Raw genomic sequence first — 18,687 nt, forward strand, 5'->3', positions numbered from 1 at the left:
AAAAGGAATTCCCCTCTCTACATTTTATGATTCTAAATAGTTTAGAAACGTCCGTAGTAGCTGATTCAGCGCTTGTTGCTCTTCATTTGACAGTGATGCCACTAAACGAGATTGGTTTTCGGTATGGGCTGTCACTACGCGATTGATCAAATCCAACCCTTCAGTTGTTAAGCTCACCAAAAAACCGCGCCCATCATCAGGATTGACATGACGCGCCACATAACCGGCTTTCTCTAGCTGATCGATGCGATTGGTCATGGTACCGGATGTCACCATCAAGGTAGCAAGCATATCGCTGGGTGACAGTGTATAAGGGGAACCCGCACGGCGCAAAGTGGCGAGTACGTCAAAACTTGATCGGTTTAGGCCAAATTGGGCAAATACCTTTTCCATTTCACGGGTCAAGTGATGGGCAACGTTACCTAAGCGACCAATCAGCCCCATGGCGCTGATATCAAGATCGGGGCGTTCACGTTCCCATTGTTGAGTGATTTTATCTATTCTATCCATAGGCAAATCATACAATAATCTATCTTGACGTCAAGGTAGTTTGAATTTATCTTGACCTCAAGATAAATCAACGTGAGCGTATTCATGAATAGATATTGGGTTCTATTTTTAACGGCATTAGCACCGATAGTTTGGGGAAGTACCTACTTGGTGACGACGGAAATGTTACCTGCGGGTATGCCGTTGACGTTAGCCATGCTCCGAGCCTTACCCGCAGGATTGCTACTTTTACTATTTTTACGCAAATTGCCTCAGGGGATTTGGTGGGGACGAGTACTGATTCTCGGCATTTTAAATTTTTCGCTATTTTGGTGGCTGTTGTTTATCTCCGCATACCGTTTACCGGGAGGTGTGGCGGCAACGGTGGGGGCGATTCAACCGCTGATTGTGTTATTCCTTAGCCGTTGGCTATTAAGCAGTTCGCTATCGAGTATTTCGATATTTGCCGCACTGAGCGGTATTTTCGGGGTAGCTATTTTATTATTGACGCCAAGTGCCGCGTTAGATTTAACCGGGATTATTGCGGGCTTAGCCGGGGCGTTCTCTATGGCGGCAGGAACGGTATTAAGCCGTCGTTGGCAGCCTCCAGTCTCAGCATTAACCTTTACCTCGTGGCAATTAACCGCAGGCGGGTTAGTCTTACTGCCGTTTGCGCTGTTACTTGAACCTGCGTTACCTTCTTTGAGTTTGTTAAATATCGCAGGTCTGAGTTATTTAACTTTGATCGGTGGCGCACTGACTTATGCATTATGGTTTCGTGGCCTCGCTATCTTAGGACCCAGTTCAGTAGCATCGCTGGGATTCTTAAGCCCGATGAGCGCCGTTATCCTAGGATGGCTGTGGCTTGATCAACAACTCAGCCCATTACAGTTACTCGGCATGTTGGTGATTTTACTCAGCGTCTGGGGTAGCCAAAAAGCAGAGCGTAAATTGGCATTGAAAAGGCAGCAACAAGTCGCTTAAATGGTCAGGGTGTCTTATATAGGTAGACACCCATTTTACTGAGTGGTGACTATGTTATTTCCTGATGAAGAGAATATGATTGAGATTGCGCCAGACGCTTATCTTCTTAAAGGTTTTTTGCTTGGGCAAGGGGAGCCGTTATTAGCTGCATTGCATGAAGTGATTGCTCAAGCACCTTTGCGTTATATGGAAACCCCTGGCGGATACGCTATGTCTGTGGCAATGACCAATTGCGGTGATTGGGGCTGGGTTACGGATAATAAAGGCTACCGATATTCCTCTGTCGATCCGATGACTCTGCAGCCATGGCCCATGATGCCCGCATTATTTAAACAGTTGGCGATAAATGCCGCTGAAAAAGCTGGCTTTTCTCATTTTGATCCTGATGCCTGCTTAATTAACCGCTATGGTGTGGGGGCTAAAATGTCGCTGCATCAAGATAAAGATGAAGCGGATTTCTCCCAGCCGATCGTCTCCTTTTCACTAGGATTGCCCACTATCTTTGATTTTGGCGGAGATACGCGAGAACATCCGCGTCAAGCTATCCCATTAGAGCATGGGGACGTCTTGGTCTGGGGCGGACGTTCACGGCTCAATTACCATGGGGTACGACAAATCAAATCAGGCGTTCATCCTCAACTTGGGGCTTACCGTTTTAATCTGACATTTCGTCGCTCACAGCTTATGAAGTGACTCGTTTCTGCAAGCCAAAAAATATCATTGAATATTGAATAATATCCGCATATAACTGTTGGCTTGTTTTTAACTTAACGGTAGGTTGCCAATGTACAGCTTTATTAATGATTATAATGAAATAGCGCACCCAGCAGTGATGGAAGAACTCAATAGCTTAGCGGGTAAGCGTTTTGAAGGATATGGTACCGATACGTTATGTGCCAGTGTGGCTGAGCAAGTGAAACAGCGCATTGGACGCCCAGATGCAGATATCCATTTCTTTAATGGTGGTACTATCACCAATTTAACGACCATCTCTCATATATTAAGACCTCATCAGGCTGCTATTGCGGTAGATTCAGGGCATATCGCGGTGCATGAAACAGGGGCAATTGAAGCCACAGGGCATAAAGTTTTCACTGTTCCTTCAGCATCGGGTAAATTAACGCCAGCGCTGATTGAGCAAGTTTTAGCGCATCATACCGATGAACACTGTGTGCAGCCAAAATTGGTGTATATTAGTAACTCGACAGAGATTGGTACGGTATACCGTAAAGATGAGCTGGTTGCGCTGCGTAAAGTGTGTGATGAGCATGGTTTATGGCTGTTTATGGATGGTGCACGTTTAGCCTCAGGCTTAATGTCCCATGCGAGCGACGTAACGATTGAAGATATCGCTCAGTTGACGGATGTTTTTTATATCGGTGGCACTAAGATTGGTGCATTGACCGGTGAAATTCTGGTGATTTTAAACCCAAGCTTGAAATCTGATTTCCGCTTTAGCATCAAGCAAAAAGGGGGATTGCAGGCGAAAGGTTGGTTATTAGCGGCACAATTTAACGCACTGTTTAAAGATGACCTTTATTTCAAATTGGGTAAGCATCTCAATGATATGGCGATGCATTTAGCGGCATTCTTTACGCAACAAGGTTTTGAGTTCTTAGCGCCAGTTGAATCAAACCAAGTGTTTGTGGTGCTACCGGATGATTTAGCGAAGAAATTGTTGGAACATTACGTTTTAAGCAGTATGCCAGCGCCTGAAGCGGGTAAAACTTGTGTGCGTCTGTGTACTTCATGGTCCACAAGCGAACAAGATGTTGAAAAATTTATAAGCGTATTTAAGTCACTGCGTTAATTGCGTCATGAGTAAGCCCACTATATGGGCTTACTGTTATCAGCGATTATTTAGCAGGGAGTTTTAGTCCATTCAGTAGCATATTAATGCTAGCAATACTCTGTTTTAGCCGAATTTCACTCTTATCTTGCGCTATCCAGTAGGCCGCTTCGGATAAGCCTCCATTCAGTAACGCGGCGAGGGCGCGAGGCTCTACGTTGGCAATAACATTATCTTCTACCAGCTTGGCGATGATTTTTTCAATAGCGTCCGCACATTGTAAGTTAGATTTTGCAATGGCTTCTCCTAATACCGCTTTAGCATCTCGCAAAATAATTTGCTGATATTCAGGCTCTAGCGCCATTTCTAAATAGGCATGACAGCGTTGTTGAAAGCTTGACCACAGGTCATCGCTGTTGTCCGTAATTGTTTGTAAACGTTGGTTCATTTCAGCATCTATTTGTTCGACAACCGCCAAGAATAATCCCTGTTTGTCTCCAAAATGGTGATATAGCGCGCCGCGAGTCAATTCAACACTGGCAGTTAAATCATCCATTGATGTGTCTGCATAGCCTAAACGGCAGAAGAAATCCCGTGCCGTCGCCAGTAATAGGGCGCGAGTTTGTTCCATTTGGGCTTGTGTTCGTCTTGCCATAAAACCTCTTACATACATTGCGTATGATTGTTTACATTCATCTCGTATCAATATATCATTTTTATACATACACACCGTATATATATTGAATTTTTATTATGGAGATACTGCATGCTGAGTCGATACCAACAACTTTTTCACGCTTCAGGAAGCATCCAATTCGCCTTAGCAGGGCTTTTGGCTCGCTTAGCGTTACCCATGATGGGGATTGGGATTATTACCATGCTGTCAATGTTGCAAGGAAGTTATGCACTGGCAGGTGGCGTTTCAGCCACTTTTGTGCTGACTTATGCCTTATTATCGCCGCAGATTTCTCGCCAAGTGGATAGCCATGGTCAGTTTCGCGTATTGCCGTTAGTGACTTTTATTAGTGTTCTGGGCATGGGGCTAATCGTGGCGTCTACGTGGTTAGGGCTCTCTTATATTTGGTTATTTTTAGGAGCATTTCTGTCGGGCTTTATGCCGAGTATGTCGGCGATGATCCGCGCGAGATGGTCGCAGATCTACAAAGGGGATCCGCTACTGCAAACGGCGTACTCGTTGGAAACTGTATTCGATGATTTGACATTTATTGCGGGACCTCCCTTATCCGTCGGGCTGACAGTGGTTCTGTTCCCACAAGCGGGAATTATGATTGCGGGTATTTTATTGCTGGTGGGAGTCTTGCTCTTAGTTTCTCAACGTAAAACAGAACCTGCCTTAGTCGATAAGCACCAGATGATGAGCGCGAAGGCGTCTATTTTGCGCCTGCCAAGTTTACAACTGTTGATTATTCTCATGATTTCGCTGGGCGTGATTGTGGGGACGGTCGATATTTTGAGTGTGACGCTGGCACAGATACAAGGGCAGCCGGCGATGGCGAGTTTAGTGTTATCACTGTATGCCATTGGTTCTTGTGTGATGGGGGTGGTATTTGGAGGGATGCGTTTATCAATGCCTTTGCCGCGTATGTTGCTAATCAGCGGGGTTCTGACATTGCTGTCGATTATTCCGTTGCTGTGGGTCGGGGGAATTTTGTCGCTGTCGATGGTGATGTTTATATCTGGGCTATTTTTTGCACCAACGATGATTATCGGTATGTCGCTGGTGGAAAATATTGTTCCCGATCACCGTTTAACGGAAGGAATGACATGGCTACTTGCGGGACTCAATATTGGCGTGGCATTTGGGGCGATGCTCTCAGGTAAAATGGTGGATGAGCTTGGAATTTATGCAGGATATTGGGTTGCTATTGCTGGCGGTATTTTGGTGGTGGTGTGCTCACTCATGAGTTACGGGCTATTGATGCGACAAGAAACGGCAGTTTGTTCCTCTTAAAAGACCGCGTCATGCTATTATGCTCACCATTAATTTTTAAAAGATGAAATAGATAGGTTATATGTCAATGATGGTGATTTGGGTGGATGCGGATGCATGCCCTAAAGTGATTAAAGAAGTGTTATATCGCGCGGCTGATAGAGAAAAAGTGCAAATTACATTTGTGGCGAACCAGCGTTTATCGGTTCCGCCTTCGATGTTTTTAAAAACTCTGCAAGTTCCCGCTGGGTTTGATGTTGCAGATAATGAGATTGTTTTACGCGCACAAGCCGGCGATTTAGTGATTACTGCTGATATTCCGTTGGCAGCGGAAGTCATGGAAAAGGGCGCGGTGGCGTTGAACCCTCGAGGTGAACGTTACAGTGAAGCCACCATTCGTGAAAGACTGACAATTAGAGACTTTATGGACACGATGCGAGCTAGCGGCGTGCAAACTGGGGGGCTTGCTAGCTTAAACCAACGTGATCGCCAACAATTTGCAAATGAGTTAGATAAGTGGCTGCTGCAACGTCGAAAATCGTTGGGATAGTGTTTTTAGTTCATTCGCATACGGTGGATTTTCAATAACCTGACGTAGGTTGCACCTCGATGGGTTATCCCTGTCTATAATAAAAAAATCCTCCGCTAATGTGAGACACCATGATGGATCCACTACACAGCATTCTGATTACCTTGTTTTTGTTTGTTTTGACCTTTTTTAACCCTGGTGCCAACTTATTTACGGTGGTTCAGACAACGTTAAGTTCAGGAAAAAAAGCCGGATTAATTTGTGGTTATGGGGTTGTACTGGGGGATGCGATTTATTCAGGGTTAGGGCTATTTGGGCTGGTGGCATTAATGACACAGTTTGAGTCGTTATTTTCCCTGATTAAGATTTTGGGTGGATTATATTTATTTTATTACGCGATCAGTGTCTTTCGAAATAAAACGCAACTGTCTCTTGCCACCGAAAAAAATACAGAAAATTTTCCAACAGGCGTTTATTTTCGTCGAGGGTTAATTGCTGACTTATCTAACCCACAAACTGTTCTATTTTTCATGAGTATTTTCTCTACTACGATTTCACCCTCAACACCGCTGTGGACTAAGCTTGTGATTTGGCTAGGAATTGTGGTGGCTTCTCTAATTTGGCGTATTATATTATGCCAGACATTTTCATTATCTTCTGTAAGACGAACATATTCCCGTATCCATAAAGTGATAGGCAAAGTGGTCGGATTGATTTTAGGCGGGTTAGCTTCTAAATTAATTTACCAAGGTATTACTGAGATTGCCTTTAAAAAATAAGCCTCACTGAAAGGACCATAAATGGGAATAACTGCATTGTATTTGGCGGCTGTGCTAACATGGATTGTTGCACTATTGCATTTTGCGTGTCTGGTTTGGGGTGCAGCTGGATTTAAGTGGCTCGGAGCAGGGGAACGGATCGTTAAACAGGCTCAAGAAGGGCATTGGTATCCACCATTTACGGCGATTTTTGTCGGCACGGTATTAACCATTTGGGGATTGTACGCATTCAGTGCAGCTCAAGGTTCTTTTTCTTTACCCTTTACTCAATCCATTCTAATTGCCATTGCTGCTGTATTTTTAATTAGAGCGGCGATATTTCCACTGATCAAAAGCCGCTTTAAAGGCAATAGCGACCTATTTTGGTATGTCAGTTCCGGGTGCAGCTTGATATTGGGGGCACTATTTTTAGTGGGTGCACTGTTACGCTAAACAGGAAGTACGTTAAACAGGCTTGGAAATGGTCAATAAGGTGACAGCGTCACCTTATTTTAATATTGAAGGATACGTGTAACATTATTGAGCGGTGGATTTTACCCACTCAGTGACTTCCTCAAATGTTCCTTTGAAAACAATTCGATCCTGTTTCTTGCTTAACTGATAGCGGTACATCGGATCATAATATTCATGAAGAAGTGGTGTAAGCCATGAGAAATGAACGTCTGTTTTTTCCGTTTTACGTTGAGCAATCAGCGCATCATCAAGGAGTTTAGTTAGTTCAATCGCTCGCTGGGAACCTAAACGTTTACGAATAGCATGTAGACCATGATGTAGATATTCGCTGTAGGCATTCCAACCTTGTTCTTCACCAAATGCGGCAAGAAAATCGTGGGTCATTCGGTCAAAATATTCCTCTTTTAACCTTTCCATACGGCGCTCAATGGGGTCTTCAACCACCGCAATTGTTGCTGTTTCCATTGCTTGGCGTAGTGAATCGGGAAGGCTGTTCACGCCAATGGCTCGACCTTCATCTTCAAGCACCCACCGGTTGTGATTAGGAGCTTTTTTTAACATAGAAACCGCTAAATGGTTTTCAAACGTCGCCTGTGAAAATTGGGCTTCTAAAGTACGCCCAAAGGAAGAGCCTCGATGATGGGCAATACCTTCTAGATCAATACTATCTTCAAGGCTTTGAACTAATAGTGTTTTGCCATTTCCAGTGCAACCGCCAATCAATATTACTGGGCGTTGAGCGAGTTCGTTAATTGCATCGATGGCAGTTTGGCGTAAATTTTTATAACCCCCATTAATAAGCGGATATTCAATGCCCGCTTCTTTTAACCATTGTTGAGCAATATGGGAGCGCATTCCGCCGCGAGCGCAGCAAAGATAGCCTTCTGGGTTTTGTTGACACGCAGTTTTCCACGCATTAATTCGATTTTCACGTAATTCACCCGAGACTAATTGATGCCCTAACTCGACCGCTTTGTCGGAGCCTTTTTGTTTATAACAGATCCCGACGGTGGTACGTTCATCGTCATTCATTAAGGGTAAATTGAGTGCCGATGGCATAGCGCCTTGTTGAAATTCAACGGGGGCACGAACATCAATGATTGAGGTGTCAGAAGCGAGGATCTGGCGAATTTCAGGTGTGGAGAGCGCTAATTCCATAATAAATAAAATGATTCATATCAATTCGGATTTCGATAAGGGCTACTATACTCCTAAATAGGGATGATGGCACCTTATCTGGGACGAAAAGAGAACGGAGTGCTATATTGGAAGTCGTCTTTCAACTTTCGAAGGAGTAATGACATGAAAACCCTAACACTGCAAGAGATGACTGAAACGCAAAGAATGCGGGTGAGGCAACGGCTGGCTCAAGAACGTAAAAGTTTAGGGCGCGAGTTGACCAATTCAGAAGAAAGCAAAGTCAAAAAATTGATCATTACCGAAATCTCGGCTGAAGTTGAAAAAGAAGCCAAAGCCTTAAGAACCCAAAAGAAAAAAGAGCGCGTAACAGGGAGCAATGTGACCTACAACTGGTCATCTAACAACCATACTCGCGGTTATCGCTAACAAAATTTTCTCATTAAATTCAAGATCAACACCAAAAAGCACCTATTAATAGGTGCTTTTTTTATGCCATGAAAAAACGCAGTGTTTTGACTATTACAAGCGTATACTGATTATTAGCATTCATATAATTGCAATTTAAATAATATCAGTGAGCTGTAATAGGAGTCTGATCATGACAGAAGAACATGAACCGTTTGGCACTTTACTTGGCTACGCCCCCGGTGGTGTTGCAATTTACTCTTCCAATTACAGTTCCATTCCCGATTTAGGTGAACGGGATGATATCTCTTTTCGCAGTTATATCAATAATGAATACATGGGATATAAATGGCAATGCGTTGAATTTGCTCGTCGTTTTCTTTATCTCAATTATGGCGTGGTGTTTACCGATGTCAGCATGGCGTATGAAATTTTCGCATTACGTTTTTTGCGCCATGTAGTGGATGACGGCATTTTGCCATTGCGCGCGTATCAAAATGGCAGCCAAATGAAACCCACCGCAGGAAGCTTACTGATTTGGGCGGAGGGGGGTGAATTTGAGCATACTGGGCATGTTGCGATTATTACCCAAGTTTTTGATAACAAAGTTCGAATTGTTGAGCAAAATGTTCTACACCATAAACTCCCTGCGGGTCAGCAGTGGACTCGAGAGCTACCGCTAAACACTGATAATGGAAGTTATACGTTGTCTGATACATTCACCGATACCACGATCCTCGGTTGGATGATACAAACGGATAATAACCAGTATGCCTATAAAGAACCTGAAATTAATCCGCAATTGATGGAACTGCACGCGGCTCAGTTAGATAGCCAAGTCAACTTCAAGCAATGCTGGTTAGATGAATCTAACCCGATTGAATTAGCCTATGTGAAGGCTAACCATGGGCATAAATTGAATGCCAACCCTCACGAATATTTCACGATTTCCAGCACTGCCGAAAATCAGCTAATGCAGGCAACAAATGAAGTTCATTTGATGTATTTGCATGCGACTGAAAAAGTCCTCAAAGATGACAACTTACTGAAACTTTTCAATATTCCCGAAATTCTCTGGCCGCGTTTGCGTTTATCATGGCAAAACCGCCGTCATGATATGGTGACGGGTCGCCTTGATTTCTGTATGGATCATCGTGGATTGAAAGTTTATGAATACAATGCGGATTCAGCTTCTTGCCATACTGAAACAGGGTTAATTATTGATAAATGGTCAAAAGTAGGCGGCATCAACGCGGGCTGGAATCCTGGTGAACGACTGCAAGAGTTACTTACGGATACATGGAAACACACCACTGCAAAACCGTTTATTCACATTATGCAAGATCGAGATAGTGAGGAGGATTATCACGCTCTGTTTATGGCTCAATCCATTAAAGCGGCGGGATTTGAATGTAAAATTATCCATGGTTTGGATGAGTTAGTCTGGAATGAAACGGGTCAAGTGGTGGATGGTGAAGGGCAGGTGCTTCAATGTGTATGGAAAACATGGGCATGGGAAACCGCTTTGGAGCAGTTACGCCAAGAGAGTGAAAGTGACCTTTCTGGTTTACCTATCCGAACCGGTCATCCACATCATAATGATGTCCGGTTGATTGATGTGCTGTTGCGTCCAGAAATTCGTGTTTTTGAACCATTATGGACGGTGATCCCAGGCAATAAATCAATCCTGCCGATTCTATGGTCACTGTTCCCGCATCATCCATATTTATTGGATACTGATTTTGAGATTAACGATGAGCTACGCCAAACGGGGTATGCCGTGAAGCCTATCGCGGGGCGCTGTGGTAATAATATTGGGCTAGTTAATCATCAAGACGATATTCTGGATGAAACTTGTGGGCAATTTGCCCATCAAGAGAATGTTTATCAGCAATTATGGTGTTTACCGAAAGTGGCAGAACGTTATATTCAAGTCTGTACATTTACGGTGGGTGGACATTATGGTGGTGCATGTTTACGTTCTGATCCTTCTTTAGTCATTAAGAAAGATAGCGATATAGAACCACTTTGGGTGCTTGACGACGATGACTACCTGAAGCAACGTCAGTAAAAATAAGAATAAAAGCAAAAGAAATGGCGCTATCTTTAATACTGAAGATAGCGCCACTTTCGAGATCTAGATTAGAACTGATACACTAAGCCCAGACCTAAGACATTATCCGTATTGATGTTGTGCTCACGAGTAAACTCATTTTTATTCAATAAGTTAATTTTGTAATCAACAACAGCGGACATGTTGTTGTTGAACTCATAAGCTGCGCCAACAGCCACATATTTCACTAAATCTTTGCTGCCATATTCACCAAGATCTTTCCCTTTAGATTGGTTATAACCAATTGAAGGGGTTAAGCCGAAATCTAAGGTATAAGTAGCAACAACTTCTAAGTTTTCTGTTTTATTGGCAACAGCTTCAGCATCATCTTCGCCATAGCGAGTTGCATTCAGTGCTTGGCCATACATCGCTGCGATGTAAAGGTCTTCCCACTCAAATTTACCCCCGACGTTCCACACTTGCGCGCGTTCACCTTTTGCACCAATAGCGCCATCACGCTGGCTTGGTGTACGACTTGAGTTTGCATAGCTGCCCCCTAAGGTGACGCCGTAACCTAATTCATAAGCGGTGGATAAACCATAACCATCACCGTTATTTTTTAGTGCATCTTCACCAGAGGATTTATTCTGATCGCCATTCTTGCCTTGGTATTGCAGGGCGAAGCTTAAGCCATCAACATAGCCGAACATATTATTATTGCGATAAGTTAATAAGTTACGGTTACGTCCCATCATGAAATTATCTTCTTGATCCATGGTGTCCGCGCCCCAAAGTGGGAGAACATCAGTCCATGCATTGATATCGTAGTTCACACCATAATTACGACCGTAATCCAAAGAACCAAAATCAGCGAATTTTAAACCGGCATAAGCTAAACGGTTTTGGTTTTCATGATCACTTTCAGATTTATTGGTTGGAGTTTCCCATTCAAAACGACCATAACCTGTGAGTTGATCGTTGATTTGCGTATCACCACGGAATCCTAAACGAACGCGTGAATCATCACCATCTTCACCACTTTTTGAATCGGCAATATAGTGGCGAACATCAATTTGTCCATAGACATCAAATTTGTTGCCATCTTTGTTATAAACTTCTGCCGCGTTAGCTGCGCCTGCGAATGCCAGAGTTGTAATAAGTATTGCTAATTTATTGTATTTCATATAAAAATCCTTTAAATCACGTATAAAACAGTTGATTTTGTGCATGGATGGGAAATAAACCGCGTATATTATCAACGTAAGGTATCAATTCAGGCAATATATAATTAAATGAGAATCATTCAATGAGTGGATTGCACTGAACTAAATATAATTACTCGCAAATTATTTCGTAAAATCGCTATTTGGGAAGTGCGAATGGAAGGCGGGGGTTTCAGGATAATCGTATAGTGAACTGGAACGGCAACATTTAGAATGTGATGCATACCAAATGATCATAGAAGGATAATAATTGATGCCATGGACGTTTTCTCATCCTGCGGTTGTGTTTCCTATTAAGCATTCTTTCTTGGGAAAATGGCTAAGTTTGCCTGCGATGATCCTTGGGAGTTTGAGCCCAGACTTATTATATTCGTTTGGATTGTATCGATTAGCATCAGAAGCCCATCGTATTGTGGGATGGCTATCTATTGGATTACCTCTTTGCTTTATTATTTATGTCATTATTCTGAAGCTGGCTTCGCCATTATCAACCGTTATACCTTTTGCGATTAAAAAAACGCAGGATCGGTCTATCCGAAATATTTGTATTCTCGCTATATCTTTCTTTATTGGCGCATTAACGCACATTGTTTGGGATTCTTTTACGCATGATACAGGCACGATGGTGCGGTCATGGTCATTTTTACAGTTCAACCTCACCATGACGGATAAACAAGAAATTGCTATTTATAAAATTTTGCAGCATTCCGGATCATTATTAGGTTTGCTCTATTTAAGTTATCAATATTGGCGATATCATCGAAAACAGCCAAAAATACAGCAGCACATTGATAACCAAAAACTCAAAAAAATAATGGGGATAGGTGTTGTTTCCGCGCTATTCGCGCTACCTATTGCCTATTATCTCACACCGAAATTACCCAATTTTCACTTTAACCGCTTCGTTTATTTAGAACTTACCATGATGGTGCCATTTTTCTTTGGTGGTTTAGTTACTTATGGGATTTGGACATTTTACCGTCAATGCCGCTTACGTTAAAATATTCAAGGTTTTTGTAATTTCAACATTTCAGCACATTGCAGCCTCTTGTAACTTTTGTGCAATTGGACAGCATAACTGGAGATGTTGGGGGTTAAAACCACGCTGAAATAACCAGACCCATTCGCCATGACTATCGAGAATTAAACCTGCATCTCGATAACCGACTTGGTAAAAAAAGGGCAGATATTTGGCTAGCATGGCATTGATAGGAACCTGAATATAAATACGCCGCTCATAGGGTAGATGCGCGAGTTCATTGATGACCCCACCTGTTATTTGATGCAGTGTTACGTTTATGCGCTCCCCGCTATCACACACCTCAATGGGAAAAATGTGAAGGTTTGGCATAGCAAATGGCGGTTTATTACCGAATGGCGCGCTCAGTAATGCCAGTGTATTTGGCTGAGTTCTCATCGAACTGAGTGTTGGTACGGGTTTTGGCTGCAAAGTTTGTACGCCCACAACAACACTTTCAAATGACCCTGATTCAAAGGGGGAGCCGACATAATCCCGCAATAATGCGGTGGTATGAAACCCTAAATTTTTTGCCAATAGCTGTGAACCTAAATGGCTGCATACCATTTTAATGGTCAGTGTTGTTAATTGCTGCCGGCGAGCCTCTTCATAAAGGTACATACCAAGCTGGAATGCCACGCCACGATGCCGGGCAGCAGGATGGGTGACAATCATCGCCAATTCTGCATTAGTGGTAACGCTAGCGTCTCGTTTTAAGGCTGCATGACCGATGATTTTGTTATTTTTTATAGCCACAGCACTGCACCAAATGCGTTGTTTATTGCGCCGAGTGATCATCGCGGGGATATAAAGCTCGGGATAAACGTAGCGGTCTGCGTATACATCACGAAAAAGCGCGCTGATATCATTAGCATCTGTTGCGTAAAAATTTCGGATATTCATTATTTATTTTTCTTCTAAACGTATGTTCGGTTATCGATAATTCGCTGTAATTTACCTGTTCGAATATTGCAAATAAGCTCATCCTGTTGACACCATTCAATAACCCAATGTAGTTGGTCACTTTCGAGTTGCTTCACGGCATGGCTATATTTTTTTTGGATTGTATGACCAAGAGTTTTGGCGTGATTATCATCGCCCAAAAAAGCAATACGTAGTGTTAATTGGTCATAATAGCCATGATGTTCTATTAGCATTTGCCACTGTTGCTCGCCAAGTAGTTCGCTAATTAAAGCGTCAATCTCATCAGGGTAAATCGTGGAGTGGCCAACACGAATACGATGCCCAAAGCTACTTCGTCCATGTAAAAAGAACCGACGAGCTGGCTGTCCCTTTGGTTCAGACCAAGCAGCAGTATCGCCAGTTGGATAGCGGATCAACGGCATAAGCTGACGGGTTAAGTTTGTGATAACTAGCATGCCGGTGCGGCCTTCATCCTCAATTTGTTCGCCAGTGACCTCATCAATAATTTCAACGATAGTTTCAGGTTCAAAAACTCGATGCTCTCCAATTTGACATTGAGCGTCACTCTGACCTATTAGTCCCGAATCAACCCCCGCACAGCCGATAGAGGCAATACGGGCACAAGGAAATGCGCGTTGAAGTAACAATGATTGTTCGGCAAATAGGCTTTCTCCTCCAAATAGAAGCAGGGAAATCTCCAATAAGGGTTGGTGTTGTTGGGTAGCTTTTGCTGCTAGTTGTAATAACGTTGCAGGAACTCCCGCGAGAACATTGATTTTATGTTGGCGAATTTGAGTAAATAAGCCTTGAGGATCGATTGTGCCGCTAAATGGATATTCACATAGGGGAATATCTGCATGGAATAGGGCTTGATGGATAAATAAGAAACTCGAATAAAGATCCCCAGCGAAAAATAGATTTCCAACCCGATCGCCAGATTGTAATTGGTTTGACAGGCTACGGCTAAAGCGGGTCACAAAGGCATACCATTCGTTATGGGTATAAAGCGATAATTTACAGGCTCCAGTGGTGCCGCCTGTTTTAAATACCAAACCATGAGTAAATGGAGCCGTTAAGACAGGCCAACTGGCCAGGTCATGGTTCCCAGCCCAATATCCAGCAGAATTGACGAGGGGTAAATCACAAAGCTGCCAGCCATGTTTGGGGATCTTCCGGTAATGCTTCGCATAGTAAGGTGAGTGCTGACGAGCAAATTCAACTAGCTGTTCAAGCGATAAGATAGTGGCGTCATTGATGTATGTTTTCATTTGTCGACCCCAATCCTGTATTTATGAGAACTGTATTCATGAGTGCTATATTTCTGAACGCTTAACATTTATCGTTTATCAATGACTAATAGCGTTTTACCACTTTGAGGATTGCACTCAAATGTGGTTGATGGGCAACGGATAACTTCAAATTCAAGTAACGCTGCATCAAGTATCATGAGTAACACCGGGTCACTCTTAAGGCGATTTTGTACTTCTATTGTGTCACCATCAGCGAAAACACGCATCCGGTCTAATTGGCTAAGGGGGTTATGATCTAAGATGAACTGTATTGGAACGTCTGCCAGTCGAGCTAGCTGCTGCATTGGGATAAATGCACTGCCTATGCGGGTCAGGTTGTCATGGCGGTCTAGAAGTTCAAAGCGAGGCGTGAGTGCGCCACAAGGGCAGGCGCCTTTCACCCAACGCCCAAGATCACCAATGTCGTAGCGAGTGACCCGATGTCCATCTCGGTTGCGAGAAGTAAAAAGTAAACGACCGACTTCTCCTGATTTAACGGGAATATCGCTGGTTATTTCGACTATCTCTAACCACTGAATATCAGCCATTAAATGAAATATACCGTCTTTGCTTGCCTTACAGGCGTGGCCTAATGTACCAGCATCGGTGGAACCATAGAGCGCAGAGCGAATAGTTTGGATACCGAAGCTATGCCAGAAATCACGTTGGGCAGGACTTATTGGCTCACCACCGGTCAATATTTTTCGAATGCCGCCATAGCGGCGTAATGGTACTGCTTGTTGCGTAAATAGCTGAGAAAGCGTGCTTGGCATGCCGATAAGTGTATTAACTTGCTGACTCACGATCATTTCGGCAATTTCGCCATAGTCATCATTTTTGGGACCGCCCATAGGAAGATGGGTCACGTTAGCTTTATCGAGGATGGTGAAAAAACTAAGTAAACTACCGTATAAATTTCCTGAGTAGAGTAAATTCAGTACGTTATCATTGGCGGGGTCAAGACCTGCGGCGAAGATACCATCTGCGGCGGCTTGCATTTGAAGATGATAGTCACGATAAGTAAAGCCGGATAACTTAGGAGTGCCAGTGCTGCCACCACTGCGGAAAAATAATTTAGCGCTAGGCTGTATCGTGTTTTCAGTGAATGACAATTTGTCCATAATGGGTTGTTCTGTAAGTAAATTAGGTTCCTCGAGTGGGAGGTCAAGGGTGGCTAAACCGGATAAACTATTTTCATCGAGAGTTACACTAACTCGCCGAGTGAGTCGATTTAATGCAAACACTCCATCATGGGGCTCACCGTGATAACCTGAATGAATGCACCCAGGTGTGGTGATGCGATTAACCCCAGCAGCCAGCAATTGCTGACTCAGGTTCGCTGTATCATTTGTCGTTGAAATCAGAGCACAGGTTTGCAAGTAAGTACGCCATGGGCGTAAGGTTTCAATCAGTTTATGGCGAGGCAAGGGGCGTAATAAGAGCGTTCTATATAGTGGTGATGGCTCAAATTCAATGGTATTTTTTAACCAAATACGCCAATTATCCCCACTCCAGCAGAGGTTTTGTGCATCTGCAAATACGTTGTCTAATTCGTTAAAGGCGTTTGCAGTGGTAATATCCGCCGCGGATGTGATGTCTGGTTGTTGAAATGGCCAGTAATGACAACGTCGATGCATTGCCTGTGCTAGATTATTTCCCACGTCGATGAGTGTTGGTAAGGATTCAGTATCGACGAAGATACTCTGTGGGCTCGAACATGATAGCTGATTAAATCGACAAACTTCATCCGCAAGTTGATCCAAATTTTTGTCAGTAATGCCATTTGGGATTAACCAAGAAAAACTGATTTTATGACCCCAAGGGAGCCAACGGCAATTCGGCGAAAGTTGTTCTTTTATACTTGTTAGTGTTTTATCCGCCCCCCATGCAGAAACGCCATCAACCTGCTTTATTAATTGGGGAAGGTTTTCTATTGCCACAGGTAAGATGGCGACATAGTTCTTCAATACATGGGTTTCGTCACACGCCAGAAATGCGTGTAATAATTCGAAAGTTATCCCTTGTTGACGGGAGCTTGTACGCAACCAGTTAATATTACCCACTAACAAACTTTCGATTATGGCTAAAAAAGGAAGAGATGTGGCATTTGCGGGTGTGATATGCAATACGACTCCCAACGGCCGCCAACTTTCAAAATGAGGTTGAGATAAATGGGGACGGCGTAAAGAGAATGGTGAACGCCCTAATTCATGTTCGAGTTTAAAACGTAATGCGGTGGGATGACAAAATTGTTTGATTTCGTTTCTTAGTACCTCATCAATTTTAGGTAAAAAATTAGGGTCTTTTAATCGGGTGATAAAACGTTCCGCACAGGTCAATAGGGCTTCGAGAGGTAAAGGTTGCCCCAATGTGCTTGGCAGCATTTCAGTGAGTAAACTCAAGGACTGATTGGGATTGAAATCGGGGTAATGTTTTCCATAAATGAGGAACATATTATTTTCCTTGGTGTAGTTCTGAGGCGGCTAATGCGCAACTCCGTGTTTTATGTTGAGTTGCACGACCAAGCAGTTGAAACCAGTCAGTTCCTAGACCACATCCACATTCAGCACCTCGATGTAGGATCGCTAAATCGCTCATCAAAATGCTATGGGCTGGGCAGGAGGTTATATAGGGGGAAACCAATTGTAAGAAACCGCTTTTGCCATACCCTTTTATTTCAAAAGAGTAGGTATCTCGCACCCACGCTTTAGCATAGACAGGAAGGTGAAAATGGTGATGAATACATTCGATATAGGGAACACCATGCTCAATGGCACCATAACCATCTCGGCAACGTTCGTTGATGATCCCTAATTGTTTGGTCAGTCTTTGGTAGAGCGTAGTTTTAGGGATTTTTTGTTCTGCATATGTTTTCCAACTGCCGCCAAAAAGTGTTAATGAGTCGGGAGGTAATGTTAGCGGAGGCAATTGCATATCTTGCATCATTTCAAGTACAAACCAGATAAAAGCAGGGAAACCAAGTATACGTACAGGGGCATCATCAAGGGAAAAACGCTGTAATGCTTGGATCACGCCTAGCGGGTCAAATTGATGACCTTTTCCCGTATGTCGTAAGGCATAAACAACCTGTTTAATTGGCGCATATTTGCATAAATATTGATCAGTATACGTTGTGCCTAGGGTAATTGAATCGACGGGCTCATAACTGAGTAATAGGTAGTTACACGGTGTTTTCGGTGTAACCCAGTCATAATATTGGAATATATGATCAACCATGTTCAGCAAGGCGTTAATACTACGTTCATCAAAACGCATCCGGCTTTTTTGCCCCATAGTACCCGACGATGTTAGCTCTAACGCATCATTGCCTGTGTGGCTAACCAACAGATTATGTTTGAAATAGTTGGCAAAGATTGGCGGTAAGTCTCCCCATGAATTGATTTGCGGGTTTTCCGGGGAAATATGATGTTTAATCAGCCATTGGGCATATTTGGGGGTGTTTTTTATATGGAAAAAAACGAGTTCCTGCATAGCGTGATGGAATAATAATTCGCTTGCCGCCGTACAATTATAAGGTTGATTTAGTTTGCATAATTCATCGACAGTAGGGACAGATATCATAAGATATTCCTTTAGCCCAAGGAGTAATTGAATAAGAAAAAGGTGTTAAAAAAGTCTAGATTGCAACAGCAATCTAATA

The 18,687-nt window shown here is 43.2% G+C and carries 18 protein-coding genes; 10 read left to right on the plus strand and 8 right to left on the minus strand.

What is annotated here, in order from left to right; translation table 11 throughout:
* Nucleotides 1-24 precede the first annotated feature (24 nt).
* Complete coding sequence (locus ACIH2S_RS09520; protein ID WP_108478131.1) at nt 25-510, minus strand: MarR family winged helix-turn-helix transcriptional regulator; 486 nt, start codon at nt 508-510, stop codon at nt 25-27.
* Nucleotides 511-594: 84 nt separating this feature from the next.
* Here ACIH2S_RS09520 and ACIH2S_RS09525 point away from each other — a divergent pair, with 84 nt between their 5' ends.
* The 3 genes from ACIH2S_RS09525 (at nt 595) to ACIH2S_RS09535 (ending at nt 3,283) form a co-directional block, all read left to right on the plus strand.
* Nucleotides 595-1,473 (plus strand): EamA family transporter, encoded by an 879-nt coding sequence (locus ACIH2S_RS09525; protein ID WP_108478130.1) that lies wholly within the window; start codon nt 595-597, stop codon nt 1,471-1,473.
* 51 nt (nt 1,474-1,524) lie between these two features.
* Nucleotides 1,525-2,166 carry a DNA oxidative demethylase AlkB gene (alkB, locus tag ACIH2S_RS09530; protein WP_108478129.1) on the plus strand — a complete coding sequence of 214 codons (642 nt, stop codon included), beginning with the start codon at nt 1,525-1,527 and terminating at the stop codon, nt 2,164-2,166.
* Nucleotides 2,167-2,257: 91 nt separating this feature from the next.
* Nucleotides 2,258-3,283 carry a threonine aldolase family protein gene (locus tag ACIH2S_RS09535; RefSeq protein ID WP_108478128.1) on the plus strand — a complete coding sequence of 342 codons (1,026 nt, stop codon included), beginning with the start codon at nt 2,258-2,260 and terminating at the stop codon, nt 3,281-3,283.
* 46 nt (nt 3,284-3,329) lie between these two features.
* Here the strand turns inward: ACIH2S_RS09535 and ACIH2S_RS09540 are convergent, their stop codons facing one another.
* On the minus strand, nt 3,330-3,917 hold the full coding sequence (locus tag ACIH2S_RS09540) for a TetR/AcrR family transcriptional regulator (RefSeq protein ID WP_108478127.1): 588 nt from the start codon (nt 3,915-3,917) through the stop codon (nt 3,330-3,332).
* Nucleotides 3,918-4,028: 111 nt separating this feature from the next.
* On the opposite strand from ACIH2S_RS09540, the gene ACIH2S_RS09545 reads away from it, so the two are divergent.
* From ACIH2S_RS09545 to ACIH2S_RS09560, 4 genes are all read left to right on the plus strand, one after another.
* Nucleotides 4,029-5,234: an MFS transporter gene (locus tag ACIH2S_RS09545; protein ID WP_196712357.1), complete on the plus strand. Its 1,206-nt coding sequence runs from the start codon at nt 4,029-4,031 to the stop codon at nt 5,232-5,234.
* A 70-nt stretch (nt 5,235-5,304) separates the two neighbouring features.
* Nucleotides 5,305-5,763 carry a YaiI/YqxD family protein gene (locus tag ACIH2S_RS09550; protein ID WP_108478240.1) on the plus strand — a complete coding sequence of 153 codons (459 nt, stop codon included), beginning with the start codon at nt 5,305-5,307 and terminating at the stop codon, nt 5,761-5,763.
* A gap of 110 nt (nt 5,764-5,873) precedes the next feature.
* Complete coding sequence (locus ACIH2S_RS09555; RefSeq protein WP_108478125.1) at nt 5,874-6,521, plus strand: homoserine/threonine efflux transporter; 648 nt, start codon at nt 5,874-5,876, stop codon at nt 6,519-6,521.
* Nucleotides 6,522-6,542: 21 nt separating this feature from the next.
* Nucleotides 6,543-6,953 carry a hypothetical protein gene (locus ACIH2S_RS09560; RefSeq protein WP_036947981.1) on the plus strand — a complete coding sequence of 137 codons (411 nt, stop codon included), beginning with the start codon at nt 6,543-6,545 and terminating at the stop codon, nt 6,951-6,953.
* 84 nt (nt 6,954-7,037) lie between these two features.
* Here ACIH2S_RS09560 and mnmH read toward each other — a convergent pair whose 3' ends face one another.
* Complete coding sequence (mnmH, locus tag ACIH2S_RS09565) at nt 7,038-8,132, minus strand: tRNA 2-selenouridine(34) synthase MnmH (protein ID WP_108478124.1); 1,095 nt, start codon at nt 8,130-8,132, stop codon at nt 7,038-7,040.
* Nucleotides 8,133-8,276: 144 nt separating this feature from the next.
* On the opposite strand from mnmH, the gene ACIH2S_RS09570 reads away from it, so the two are divergent.
* Nucleotides 8,277-8,540 (plus strand): DUF3811 domain-containing protein, encoded by a 264-nt coding sequence (locus ACIH2S_RS09570; protein ID WP_036947975.1) that lies wholly within the window; start codon nt 8,277-8,279, stop codon nt 8,538-8,540.
* A 172-nt stretch (nt 8,541-8,712) separates the two neighbouring features.
* Nucleotides 8,713-10,590 carry a bifunctional glutathionylspermidine amidase/synthase gene (gss, locus tag ACIH2S_RS09575; RefSeq protein WP_108478123.1) on the plus strand — a complete coding sequence of 626 codons (1,878 nt, stop codon included), beginning with the start codon at nt 8,713-8,715 and terminating at the stop codon, nt 10,588-10,590.
* 71 nt (nt 10,591-10,661) lie between these two features.
* On the opposite strand, the gene ACIH2S_RS09580 is transcribed toward gss, so the two are convergent.
* Nucleotides 10,662-11,756 (minus strand): porin, encoded by a 1,095-nt coding sequence (locus ACIH2S_RS09580; protein ID WP_108478122.1) that lies wholly within the window; start codon nt 11,754-11,756, stop codon nt 10,662-10,664.
* A 292-nt stretch (nt 11,757-12,048) separates the two neighbouring features.
* Between ACIH2S_RS09580 and ACIH2S_RS09585 the strand changes: the two genes are divergently transcribed.
* Complete coding sequence (locus ACIH2S_RS09585) at nt 12,049-12,795, plus strand: DUF4184 family protein (protein ID WP_108478121.1); 747 nt, start codon at nt 12,049-12,051, stop codon at nt 12,793-12,795.
* A 30-nt stretch (nt 12,796-12,825) separates the two neighbouring features.
* Here the strand turns inward: ACIH2S_RS09585 and ACIH2S_RS09590 are convergent, their stop codons facing one another.
* The 4 genes from ACIH2S_RS09590 to ACIH2S_RS09605 all read right to left on the minus strand — a co-directional run bounded on the left by ACIH2S_RS09590 (nt 12,826) and on the right by ACIH2S_RS09605 (nt 18,608).
* On the minus strand, nt 12,826-13,716 hold the full coding sequence (locus tag ACIH2S_RS09590) for a GNAT family N-acetyltransferase (protein WP_080675592.1): 891 nt from the start codon (nt 13,714-13,716) through the stop codon (nt 12,826-12,828).
* Between the two features lie 14 nt (nt 13,717-13,730).
* Entirely contained in the window at nt 13,731-15,005 is a 1,275-nt protein-coding gene (locus ACIH2S_RS09595; protein WP_108478120.1) for a phenylacetate--CoA ligase family protein, read from the minus strand.
* Between the two features lie 68 nt (nt 15,006-15,073).
* Nucleotides 15,074-17,479 carry an acyl-CoA reductase gene (locus tag ACIH2S_RS09600; RefSeq protein ID WP_430248541.1) on the minus strand — a complete coding sequence of 802 codons (2,406 nt, stop codon included), beginning with the start codon at nt 17,477-17,479 and terminating at the stop codon, nt 15,074-15,076.
* 1 nt (nt 17,480) lies between these two features.
* Nucleotides 17,481-18,608, minus strand: a complete 1,128-nt coding sequence (locus ACIH2S_RS09605; protein ID WP_430248542.1) for an acyl-protein synthase — start codon at nt 18,606-18,608, stop codon at nt 17,481-17,483.
* Nucleotides 18,609-18,687: the final 79 nt, after the last annotated feature.

Source organism: Providencia lanzhouensis (genome assembly GCF_050469745.1).
GTDB classification, from domain to species: Bacteria; Pseudomonadota; Gammaproteobacteria; order Enterobacterales; family Enterobacteriaceae; genus Providencia; species Providencia lanzhouensis.